This is a genomic window from Nostoc sp. PCC 7524, from assembly GCF_000316645.1.
Classification (GTDB): domain Bacteria; phylum Cyanobacteriota; class Cyanobacteriia; order Cyanobacteriales; family Nostocaceae; genus Trichormus.
Genome location: NC_019684.1, coordinates 327953 through 340185 on the forward strand (window position 1 = coordinate 327953; position 12233 = coordinate 340185).

A 12233-nucleotide genomic window follows, 5' to 3' on the forward strand; every position below is an offset into this window, starting at 1 on the left:
AGATCCCCCTAAATCTCCCCTTCAACAAGCTCAGGGCATCGCTTCAAAAGGGGGACTTCAAGATTATGATTCCCCCCTTTTGAAGGGGGGCTAGGGGGGATCAAAACCTTAACTGAACAGTATTGTTCCCTAAACACACAGCAATCCTGAGCCTATTATTGACAAATTTCCACCGAAAACTATGAGAGGTCTAAAAAAGTGATTATCTCAAATAATTCCACAAAACAGTATTATAACCGTTTAAAAATACCCAAATCATTTGATAGTAAAAATCAAGTTTGGCAAGGTAATTTAGATACTTTAGCTTTTGATGATACAGGCATCAAAACAAAGCTCTTAAATTTACATAAACCATGCTATATTATTAGAATTGAAGGGAAGATAGGAGTTACTAATGAAGGTTATTGGAGTCATTCCAATAATGGTAAAAGCGAGGAAATAGAACTGCTATTAGCTGTTCCACCTTTAACCAGTCAACAGTTAGGTGATCCAAATTTCTTGAATTTTCACAATGTGAAGTATGCCTATGCTGCTGGTGCAATGGCTCATGGGATTGCTTCAGAAGAACTGGTGATTGCTCTTGGCAAAGAAAGTATTTTGAGTTCCTTTGGCGCTGGTGGATTGTCTCCTGCTCGTGTCGAGTCTGCTATTAACCGCATTCAACAAGCTCTACCCCAAGGGCCTTACGCTTTTAACTTACTTCATAGTCCTAGTGAACCGGCTATTGAACGCAGAGTTGTTGATTTGTATCTCAAACATCAGGTAAGAACAATAGAAGCCTCTGCTTTTTTAGATTTAACTGAAAATATTGTCTATTACCGGGCAGCTGGACTAAGTTTAAATTCAGCCAATCAAATTGTCATCAATAATAAAGTTATTGCCAAAATTTCCAGAAGAGAAGTAGCAACTAAATTTTTACAACCTGCTCCAACAAAAATTCTGAAACAATTAGTAGAGCAAGGTCTAATTAGTGAATTACAAGCCAATCTCGCCGAAAAAGTCCCAATGGCTGATGATATCACTGTTGAAGCCGATTCTGGTGGACATACAGATAATCGTCCTCTGGTGTGTTTATTATCTTCCATCTTGGAATTAAGAGATTATATTCAAAGCAAATATGGTTATGAGCAACCTGTCAGAATTGGTGCAGCTGGAGGTATAGCAACGCCACAATCAGCACTAGCAGCTTTTATGATGGGGGCTGCTTATATTGTGACTGGTTCTATTAACCAATCTTGCATAGAAGCTGGTACTTCTGAACATACTAAGCAATTGTTAGCTCAGGCGGAAATGGCTGATGTAATGATGGCTCCCGCCGCAGATATGTTTGAAATGGGTGTGAAAGTTCAAGTTCTCAAAAGAGGAACTTTCTTTCCTTTACGCGCACAAAAACTGTTTGATTTATACAAAAGCTATGAATCAATTGCAGAAATTCCCTTAGCTGAGAGAGAGAAATTAGAAAAACAAGTTTTTCAAAAGAGTTTAGAAGCGGTTTGGCAAGAGACAGTAGCTTATCTTTCCCAACGTAATCCTGTGAAACTTGCCCAAGCAATCAATAAACCTAAATTGCAGATGGCTTTGATTTTTCGTTGGTATCTTGGTTTATCATCTCGTTGGTCTAATTCTGGGGAAAAAGGCCGAGAAATGGATTATCAAATCTGGTGTGGGCCAGCGATGGGTAGTTTTAATGATTGGGTAAGAGGTTCATATTTAGAAGCACCAAATAATCGCCAAGTAGTTGATGTTGCTCACCACATGATGACAGGGGCTGCTTTTTTATACCGCATTCAAAGTCTAAAATTTCAAGGGCTACAAATGCCAAATGAATACAGTCAATATTCTCCTATGATGAAATTTAATTAACTGAGAATATTCTGACTTATTCTTCAAACTAATCACGGGAAAAACCCACAACCAAATATCAAAAAGTTTTTCCCCTCCAGCCTGATAGCTGTAGAGATGAGGACATGATTAAAAGCTCAAACTAATTCATAGCATTGATTTGATTATTGCCTATTGCCTTCTGCTATACCTCACTCACCACTCCCTTTTTAACATCAACGGACTCCTAATCACTCTTAATTTTCTAGGAGCTAAATTAATATGAGTTTCGACAGGAATTTAGGTCGGCTTGAGCAAGCTATGGAAATTTTAAATACTCGTGCTACTACTTGGAATGTAGTAACGATTAGTCGGATTAATGGGTCTGTTAATGAAGACGTTATTAGACAATCTCTAGACCTTATTCAGTGCCGCCATCCTCGACTCAATTCGCACATTGTTAGTAGCAGAAATGGTTGGAAATTTCAGACTGAAGGTACAGATAAAATACCTTTACGAGTTGTCAAAAAGTTAGATAGTAAGCAATGGCTAGAGGTGTTTTATGAAGAAATGAACAATAAAATTGATAGTAATAAATATTTACTGCGGGTGGTACTTGTTCATATCTTAAGTGATAGGCACGTAAGTTTTTTGATCACAACAGCACATCATGCGATCGCAGATGCGTTATCATGTATCCGACTACACTCAGAAATCTTGACTTACTATCAGGAAATTTCGGTTGGTGAAGCAATCAAGCCATTGATTAACTTAACTCCTCTCCCACCAACAGAGGAACTAATACCTCAAGATAAAAAGGGATTAAAAGGGAAGATAAATAGTTTATTTTTCTTGTTGCATTTGGCTTGGCAGAAACTTTGGTATCGACCAGAAACATTAGGTTTTGAAAAATACTTACCCATTGCACAACGTTATAGTGATGTTATTCACAGACAACTTGAGCCAGAATTAACACAACAGTTAGTAAATCGTTGTCGGCAGGAAAATACCACAGTGAATAGTGCTTTATGTGCTGCCATGATGTTTACAGTCGCACAAAAACTACTGAAAAATAATAAAAAATTTGTGCGTTTAAGTTGCTTATCCTACCTGGATGTGAGAAGACATATCAACCCTGCAATTAGTGATGAAAATATGGCTGTGTTGGCTACATCAAATATGGGATTTCATGCCATACATACCAACACAAATTTTTGGCAATTAGCACGAGAGGTAAAACAAAAGCTAGAGGCTAGTCTCAAGCAAGGTAATATTTTTAAAATGATATTGATTGCCAAATACCTGATAGACTTTTGCTTTATTTATCCTAAACAAGTAGCTGCTACGGTATCTGTTTCCAATGTTGGTAAAGTCAATATACCCAAAGTTTATGGAGAATTAGAAGTGGAAGAAATTAGTTTTGCTGGCACTCATGCTTTATATGGAGGACTTTTTACTATCCATGCTTCAACTTTCCAAGGGAAGATGTTATTAAATTTTGTCTTTTCTCGCCCTTCCATCAGTCCAGAAACTATGGAAGCTCTTGTAAATACTTTCATCACCTATATTTTGAATATTTCTCAGTGTCAGCATGATTTTTGCTTGCATGATATTCCACAAAGAGATTATTACCCTGTGAAACAATAATTAAAAATCACATATCAGTAAGGTTGAGATATTCAGGGCAATTTATTTACTTCAGAGGTACATTAATGACTCAAGATCCACCCAATAATACAACTAATAAGTCCCATCACACAGCAGAAGAAATTCAACTGTGGCTACTCTCTAATATTGCCACACAGATGGGAATTGAGCCTGATGAAATAGATATTCGAGAGCCTTTAGATACCTATGGATTGGATTCTGTGCAGGCAATTATTCTGATAAAGAAAGCGGAAAAATTATTGGGATTTAAGCTTTCTCCTATGCTGCTTTGGCATTATCCCACTATTGCATCACTAGCGGAACGTTTAGCAGAAGAATTGGCAACTTCAGAATCAGAAACTTTTCAAATTTAACTACTGCAAATAATTTTCAAGATTTGGGAGATTTGGTAACTATGAACGCATCAGAATTAGTGGCAAACCTCAATAAACAGGGTGTTCATTTGTGGGTTGATAACGACAAACTAAATATTCGTTCCCCCAAAGGAGTAATCACACCTGACATTCAGGAAAAATTGGCTGTCCACAAAGCTGAGATTCTGGCTTTTGTCCGGGAAATGGATATTGCTACAAACTCTGTATCTATATCCTTTAATCAAGGATTAAGCCTGCAAACTATTGGACGTTTAATTGGAGGATTTATTGATAACTCAATTGAAGATTTTCAGCCGCCAATTATTGATGCCAAACTTATGGCTCAAAAGCTGATAATGACATTTAAACCCTTACCTAGTAATTATAGAAATCAAGAAGTCTTAAAATTTCGGCAAGAACTAGAGGAGATACTCAGAAATTATGGAGTTAAACTTTTACCTTGGGCAGAAGCAACGCGAGAATTTATTTATGACATATCTATCCCTGTAATTAATCAAAAGAGAAGTTTGAAATTGAGAGGAGTTAAGGCAGAAGTCAATGCAGTTATTGATGTAGAAAATCCTCCTTCTTGCCTACGCAAGATGGGTATTTTAGTGGCAGAGAATTTTTATAAATTTTATTCTCAAGTGGTTTTAAAAAATCGCAATCTTCCTGTGATGAAAATTGCCAAGTTGAGCAGTTGGGCTGAGGAACACGCCGCTAAATATGTGGAAGATCCTACCAATACACAAGTAATAATTCTTACTGATATAGACCATGAATTTATTAACCCTAAAATTTCATATAAGGAAAAGATAAATATTGGCTTAAAAACTTTGGTTAGGACATTTTCAGAAATTGTCATTGGAGTTTCAAGTGATAAGATTTCCATATTAAACATGAATTTATCAGACTCTATATTCTCAAAAAAAGATATAGAATCTTTTGTCTTAAAATCATTAATCCCTAAAGTTTTTGTCCCAATTACTCCTCTGTTATTGAGCCGATTTCAATTAGGACAGTACAATCCTCAAGAATCTAGTTACGCGGCAAATTTAGTCAGGTTGGGGCAAGAACTAGCATCAACAGGTTTATTTCCATCTGGTTTTAAACTTGATGACGTAATTAAACGAAAATCCCATAGAGATATTGTCAACGTTATAGTCAATGGTAGAACAGGCGTTTCTTATGGATTTGTCGCCTATGCTGAACCGCCACAATATATAGGCGCTGTAGAAATCACTGCTACTGAATGGGAAAACCTGTCACCGATTGAGGGATTTAGTAGTGATGAAATCCGTAAGAATGGGCAAAATAGACGTTATCTCAAAATCAAGGTTGGCGATGAATATTTATTTAAGCAAATTCCTGATATTTGGTTGGTAAGTTCTCGTTCAGGTGCCAATAAAACCGATTTAAATCTTACCAGTGATATTATCCGCATTGGTTTGCAAGAGAGGTTATTGCTAGAATTACCAGAAGGTATTGAAGCAGAAATGGTAGACATTAAACCTTCTTATGATATTTATGTGATGCTTGCTATTAGTTTAGCGGCTGCGTTGTATACACCAGAATTGATTAAAAATGGTGCGCCAATGGTTCATTTCCACGGCTACCCTGCATTTGATTGGTTTGAAAAAAATGAATACTGCGTTGGAGTCAATAATCCTTCTGTACCTTGTGGCACTTATGAATCTGGGGTGTTTAACTTTTTAGGTATTTCTAGTTTAGCTAAAAATTCCAAGGAAACTATAGATTTAGTTGGATTAGTAGAACCAGATCATGGTACAAATTTCATAGCCAGTGATATGGAGTATTTAGTTGCTAGATTAAAAGCTGGATGTGCAGAAGGCCAAATTGAGCTAGGCGGAAAACATTTTGCTTCTTTGAAAGTCAACTCTAGTGAAGTTTAAATTCAGCTGAATTAGGGGGCTGGGAAGTAGGATTTTACTCGGTACGCACCTCACGCCCCGCTCCGCTAACTCAACTCAGCACTGAGCTTACTTTTACCAGGGTTCATTAAACCATAGGGATCAACCATTTCCTTAAATTTTAGCTGTTCAGGATCAATAACTTTCCTGCCTCCATCTTCAATAATATAAGTGTGAGGATTAGCAATAAACACACCCTGCTCTTCGTGGTAGCGGATAATCTCATTGAGGCGTTCTTCTGTGGTGTAGCGTACCAGTTGCAAAGCAGCAGTAACTACTACACCATTCATCCTGATAAATTCTAAGTGCATCATAACTTCATCACCAAAGTGATGATACAAATGCTCCACTAATGGCAAACCTTTGTCAGATGGAATAATACTTTGCAGGTATGTAATAGATGTGTCTACACTGCGAGCGTGTAAGGTGGTGTGGTTCCAAGTAAATTCTGCTAAATTTATCCCTTTACCTGCTTCTTGGGCTGGTTTTTGGTAGGTAATTTGTCCACCAAATTGCTGCACTAACCCTGGTAATAATTCTAAGCTGGGTTCAGCCAAGAGTAAAAATGCTGGGTGAGTACCTTCCGGGATATATGGCTGTAGGGGGTGGAAGTATTGGGGAATGGGGGACGCAAAGACGCTAATTAGCTTTTTCATCATGCCATCGGCGTTACCGAGACTCTGCCCAAATTTGGTGGCTGTGATGAAGTCGTCAAAGGTGATAATGACTTCTGCCCAAGGATGTGCGGCTCCCAAGGGGATTTCGACTTCTGTAATGATGCCGTTAATACCCCAGGCGTGGTTGACTTTTTGTACATCGTCACCGCGCAACTCAATGACACGGGGTTCTGATTCTAAGGTGACAACTCGCAATGCTAATAGATTACCGCGATCGCCTAATAATCCATACTGAATTGAACCAATACCCCCGCTCCCTCCAGCCACAAACCCGGCAATAGTAGCTGTACGATAGGTAGAAGGAGCCATCCGCATTTCCCAACCGATATCTCGCGCTTTTTTATCTAAGGCTGCCAATTTCACCCCAGCTGCTACCCGTGCTACCCCCGGCTTTACCCAGAGAATATCTTGCATTTTGGTCATATCTAAAACTACGCCGCCGTGCATGGGTACGCATTGCCCATAATTCCCGGTTCCCGCACCCCTGACAGTGATAGGTATGCGGTGTTTAGCACAGAGGGCGGCGACTTTGATGACTTCTTGTTCGTTGGCGGGACGTATGACGATATCCCCGACTTTGCCAGCTAGCAGTGGAACTAGGACTGGGCTAAAGGTGTGGTAATCTTGGGATAACTTTGCGACTTGATGGGGATCGGTAATAGTTTCTATATCTGCTAGGGAGTTAATGAGGGTATTTAAGTTTGATATTGTCATGGGTTTAATATCCATTTTTTAACGCAGAGTTACGCAGAGGTTCACGCGGAGGTACGCGGAGTTTTTGCGTTACTTTGCGTTTACCTCAGCGTACCTTGGCGTTTAGTTTTCATGGTGAATGGCGCTATCATGCCATTTACTTAATATAAAGTCAGATAAGGCACTCAAGCTAACGAAGATTAGTACACCTAAACCTGTGGTGAGTAATAGGGCGGCAAACATCCGGGGTATTTGCAGATTATAACTGGAGATGAGTATGCGGTAAGCTATGCCAGATTTTGCGCCCCCGGTACCAGCAACAAACTCCGCGACGACTGCCCCAATTAATGCTAAACCACCGCTAATTTTTAACCCTCCTAGAAAGTAGGGCATGGCACTAGGTAAACGAAGATAGATTAATGTTTGCCAACGGGAAGCTTTGTATAGTTGGAAAAGATTGAGTAAGTTCCTGTCTACACTTTTTAAGCCTAGGGTAGTGTTCGAGACTATGGGAAAAAAGGCGACTATCCAAGCGCAAACTACTAGGGCAGCAAAGGTATTGTTTTTCAGCCAAAGAATAATGAGGGGTGCGATCGCTACTATCGGTGTTGTTTGTAAAATGACTGCATAGGGAAATAAACTGCGCTCAATCCATTTACTTTGAGTAAACAAAATGGCGGTAAGTAAGCCGGAAATCGCCGCCGCTATAAAGGCAATCACTGTAATTTGTAGTGTAATTAACAAGGAAGGAAACAGTTCGTTCCAGTCAGTAATTAAGGTTTGAAATACTAATAGGGGACTAGGCAAAATATAGGGTGGTAATTGTGTCACCCGCACAAATACATCCCACAAAATTATTGCGAAAATACCTACTAATATCGGGGCAGAAACCTCGGCAGAGGTGGATTTTTGATATTTCTTTTTGGAATCAGGAGAACGAATAAACAACATCTTCATTGTTATTAGCGTTTATTTGGCTGTCTATACATAATATTCTTACTCCCTACTCCCCACTCCCTGCCCAAGTTACTATCTTTGACTGCAACTCGGTATTAGAATCTCATCGCTGCTGCTAAATGCTGTGAAACCTGCCGACAATATTCGTTATATAAAGACGAGGTACGAAAATCTTCATCGCGAGGATAAGGGACATCAATATTGATATCTGCTACTACTCGTCCGGGATTGGTTCCCATAACTAACACCCGATTTGATAAGTACACCGCTTCATAAATATTATGGGTGACAAACACCACTGTCCAATGATGTTGTAGCCACAAATCTAGTAAATCGCTGTTGAGTTTACTACGGGTAATTTCGTCTAATGCCCCAAAGGGTTCATCCATTAATAAAATATTCGGTTGAGTCACCAATGCCCTAGCAATGGAGACGCGCATTTTCATTCCCCCGGATAACTCACGAGGATAGCTACTCTCAAAGTTTTCCAAACCTACCAGTTTTAATACCTGCTGTACCAAAGTTTGGGAATTATGCGGCGACATTCCCCCTAACTTTAATGGTAGATAGACATTATCTGTCACCGTTGCCCAAGGCATGAGGGCAGCATCTTGAAATACAAAGGCGAGTTTGCGTTGTGCGGCGGTGATTCCCCAATCAATAGTCCCTGAACTGGCGTGTCCTAGTCCCGCTATTAACCGCAAAACTGTACTTTTACCACAACCTGAAGCCCCCACTAAACTGACAAATTGCGATTGTGGAATACTTAAATTTAAGTCTTGAAGGGCAACTGTACCGTTATTGTAGACTTTGCTTACCTGAGTGAGTTGAATAGCAGGATGATCCATCATACCCCTCTACCCCTGCACCCCTACAGCCTTTTTTCGATAATACTCTACCCCTTTATTGACAAATTGTAAGGTGTAAGCATCTTGATAGTTGAGGTGAGGTTGATACAGCCCGACATTCACCATGCTATCAAAGAGCGATCGCCATCTTTCCTGACTCATGGAACCAATACCCTGCTTTTCGGCTGTTCCTGAGACAATGATCCCATATTCCTTGAGTTTTGCTAGACCATAAGCTAATTGCTCGTCTGTCATTTCGGGATTATCTTGTTTAATTAGTTGATTACCCGGTTGGGGATTTTCTAAGTAACTGTACCAACCCCGAATGGAGGCATCAACAAATCTCTGTACTAAATCTGGATTTTTTTCTACTAATTCTTTCTGAGTTTCCAAAGTAGTCGCATAAGGTGAATAACCATAATCTGCTAATAAAAATACTGTCGGCTCAAACCCGCCTTGCTTTTTTATAGCAAAGGGTTCAGAGGTAATATAACCTTGTTGGGCAGAGGTTTTATCTGTCAAAAAAGGAGCAGGATTAAAATTGTAAGGGCGCTTTTGTTCGTCTGTAAAACCATACTTAGCTTTTAATATCGGCCAATAAGTCACATTCGCAGCCGCAGAAATATAAATCGGTTTGCCTTTGAGATCGGCAAGAGTTTTTGCTGTGTTGGGATGGGTGATGAGACACTGCGGATCTTTTTGAAAGATAGCTGCTACTGTAACTTTGGGGATTCCTTGTGCTACGGCGTTGAGGGCATCAATGCCATAACCCATAAAAAAATCTACCGCGCCGCCTATCAACAGTTGTGTACCACTCGGTACTTGTGGCCCGCCCATTTTAATAGTTACATCTAAGCCGTGGTCTTGATAAATACCCGTAGCAATGGCTTGATAAAATCCTCCGTGTTCTGCTTGGGCTAACCAGTTTGATCCCAAGGTGACTTTATCTAACCCAGAGTTAGAGGTAGATGCTTGGTTGCTATTGACACAAGCAGCAACCACACTGCTACTTATACAAATTGCACCATATTGAATAAACCGACGGCGATGCAGGCGAGGATTAGCTGTTGATGCAGATGGGACAGGATTCATAGAATAATAGAATGTCCTCCTATGAGGTCAGCAATCACAACTCTATGCTGTTTTAGCTGAGTCTGAATGTACATTCTAAAATCAATTTTTGATTGACTAAAGAGTAGGGTTGAATATCTAAAGCCCGTTTAAAAGCCTTGATAGCTTTACTATACTTTCCTAAAGCGGCGTAACACAAACCCATACCATGTAACGCCCCAAAATGTACTGAGTTAATTTGAATCACCATCTGGCAATCGGCTAAAGATTTCTGATACTCGCCGATACTGTAGTAGAGAAAAGCACGGCGATTCCAAGCCTCAGCAAAATCAGGTTGTTCTTTGATTAATTCTGTCAAAATTGCTTCGGCTTCAGTAGTTTCTCCAGAATCCAGCAATTTTTGGCTTTTGTCAATTTTTTCCAGTCCGTACACTCCCTTTTGCTGAAACCAAATCCGCCAGAGTTTCTTTGTTGCTTGCTCCCGGACTAAAGCATCAGGATTTTTCAAATCTTCAAGTAAGGTGTTGATTAATAAAGAATCCATGAATTTTTGATTAGCGAATTTCAGTAATTGTCTCCTTGTATCAAGGTATCAAGTTTCTCTCAAAAATGTTTAATCGATTTTTAAATTCCTGGTAAAAATTCTGTAGACAAAATTGGCAATTCAGCAGTTAATTGAGAATTTACTGTATTCAGGGATACTATTAATCCGTACTTAAGTAGATAAACTCATCCATTATGGATGATGGAAATACCACAGTCTCAAAAACAACAACTAACTGTGGGCAGATGACAAATGCTCAGTAATTAATAGTTCATAAAAACATCATAAAAACTCGTAATTATGCCAAAGCAAAACAGTGGTTCTCGGCATGAAGTAGAGGAGGCTGGGTAGACAAGGTAGACAAGGGGGAATATCAATAAGTTCTTTCCAATCCCCAATCCCCAATCCCCAATCCCCAGTCCCCAATCCCCAGTCCCTAAAAAATACAGCAACCGTGACAGGGTGTGATACGCTATCTGCGTCAGGAGTGTAAAGGTACTAAAAAATGACTAAACTGCGGGTAGGACTGCTATTTGGTGGTTGTTCTGGGGAACATGAAGTTTCAATAAGTTCAGCACGGGCGATCGCTACAGCCCTAAGTGCCGAGGAAAATTCCCATAAATATGAAATATTGCCTTTTTACATTCAAAAGGATGGGCGATGGTTAGCAGGAGAAGCACCCCAACAGGTGCTTAAATCTGGTTTACCTCTGTTAAACTCGCAAAACTCCACATCTCCAGAGTCTGATGATTTGGCATCTAACCCCCAACAACAAGCCCTAGAACGTTGGCAATCACCCTCCCAAGTTGCACAAGTCGATGTCTGGTTTCCCATTCTGCATGGCCCTAATGGAGAAGACGGCACAATTCAAGGCTTACTCACCTTAATGCAAGTGCCATTTGTGGGTTCTGGTGTCTTAGGTTCTGCCTTGGGGATGGATAAGATAGCCATGAAAATGGCCTTTGAGCAAGCAGGCATACCCCAAGTCAAGTACAAAGTTATAACGAGAGCGCAAGTATGGTCAAATCCTTGCGTATTTCCGAAATTGTGCGATGAAATCGAGGCCGCATTAGGCTATCCCTGTTTTATTAAACCTGCTAACCTTGGCTCTTCTGTGGGAATTAGCAAAGCGCGATCGCGGCAAGAATTAGAAGATGCTTTAGATCAAGCCGCCAGTTATGACCGTCGGATTATTGTAGAGGCTGGTGTTGTTGCCAGAGAAGTCGAGTGTGCCGTTTTAGGTAATGACCAACCCCAAGCCTCTATCGTAGGGGAGATTACATACAACAGCGATTTTTATGATTATGAAACCAAATATACTCCCGGTAAAGCAGATTTACTGATTCCAGCCATGATCCCAGACGAAATCAGCCGTAAAATTCAGGACATGGCGTTGCAAGCCTTTGCAGCTGTTGACGCAGCCGGGTTAGCCAGAGTAGACTTTTTCTACGTAGAAGCCACAGGAGAAGTTTTGATTAATGAGATCAACACCTTACCAGGCTTCACCGCTACCAGTATGTATCCCCAACTCTGGTCTCATAGCGGTATCCCTTTCCCAGAATTGGTAGATAGATTGATTCAACTTGCCTTAGAAAGACATAATGTAACTCAATAGGGATTGGGGACTGGGGATTGGGGATTGGGGACTGGGTAAAAATTCTCCCCTACCT

The 12233-nt window shown here is 40.1% G+C and carries 10 protein-coding genes; 5 read left to right on the forward strand and 5 right to left on the reverse strand.

Annotated elements, in window-relative coordinates; genetic code table 11:
* Positions 1–246: 246 nt before the first annotated feature.
* The 4 genes from NOS7524_RS01375 to NOS7524_RS01390 all read left to right on the forward strand — a co-directional run bounded on the left by NOS7524_RS01375 (position 247) and on the right by NOS7524_RS01390 (position 5755).
* Positions 247–1863, forward strand: a complete 1617-nt coding sequence (locus tag NOS7524_RS01375; protein ID WP_051039218.1) for a PfaD family polyunsaturated fatty acid/polyketide biosynthesis protein — start codon at positions 247–249, stop codon at positions 1861–1863.
* A gap of 240 nt (positions 1864–2103) precedes the next feature.
* A complete protein-coding gene (locus NOS7524_RS01380; RefSeq protein WP_015136661.1) occupies positions 2104–3468 on the forward strand; it encodes a phthiocerol/phthiodiolone dimycocerosyl transferase family protein in 1365 nt (454 codons plus the stop codon).
* Positions 3469–3533: 65 nt separating this feature from the next.
* A complete protein-coding gene (locus NOS7524_RS01385; protein ID WP_015136662.1) occupies positions 3534–3842 on the forward strand; it encodes a phosphopantetheine-binding protein in 309 nt (102 codons plus the stop codon).
* A gap of 41 nt (positions 3843–3883) precedes the next feature.
* A complete protein-coding gene (locus tag NOS7524_RS01390; RefSeq protein ID WP_015136663.1) occupies positions 3884–5755 on the forward strand; it encodes a hypothetical protein in 1872 nt (623 codons plus the stop codon).
* A gap of 65 nt (positions 5756–5820) precedes the next feature.
* On the opposite strand, the gene NOS7524_RS01395 is transcribed toward NOS7524_RS01390, so the two are convergent.
* The 5 genes from NOS7524_RS01395 to NOS7524_RS01415 all read right to left on the reverse strand — a co-directional run bounded on the left by NOS7524_RS01395 (position 5821) and on the right by NOS7524_RS01415 (position 10563).
* On the reverse strand, positions 5821–7164 hold the full coding sequence (locus NOS7524_RS01395) for an FAD-binding oxidoreductase (protein WP_015136664.1): 1344 nt from the start codon (positions 7162–7164) through the stop codon (positions 5821–5823).
* A gap of 102 nt (positions 7165–7266) precedes the next feature.
* Positions 7267–8100, reverse strand: a complete 834-nt coding sequence (locus NOS7524_RS01400; protein WP_015136665.1) for an ABC transporter permease — start codon at positions 8098–8100, stop codon at positions 7267–7269.
* 95 nt (positions 8101–8195) lie between these two features.
* A complete protein-coding gene (locus NOS7524_RS01405) occupies positions 8196–8951 on the reverse strand; it encodes an ABC transporter ATP-binding protein (protein ID WP_144050827.1) in 756 nt (251 codons plus the stop codon).
* Positions 8952–8957: 6 nt separating this feature from the next.
* The gene (locus tag NOS7524_RS01410) at positions 8958–10040 is read right to left on the reverse strand and encodes an ABC transporter substrate-binding protein (protein ID WP_015136667.1); all 1083 of its coding nucleotides are present in this window, start codon (positions 10038–10040) and stop codon (positions 8958–8960) included.
* Between the two features lie 52 nt (positions 10041–10092).
* Positions 10093–10563, reverse strand: a complete 471-nt coding sequence (locus NOS7524_RS01415) for a tetratricopeptide repeat protein (protein WP_015136668.1) — start codon at positions 10561–10563, stop codon at positions 10093–10095.
* A gap of 505 nt (positions 10564–11068) precedes the next feature.
* Between NOS7524_RS01415 and NOS7524_RS01420 the strand changes: the two genes are divergently transcribed.
* Positions 11069–12178 (forward strand): D-alanine--D-alanine ligase family protein, encoded by a 1110-nt coding sequence (locus NOS7524_RS01420; RefSeq protein ID WP_015136669.1) that lies wholly within the window; start codon positions 11069–11071, stop codon positions 12176–12178.
* Positions 12179–12233: the final 55 nt, after the last annotated feature.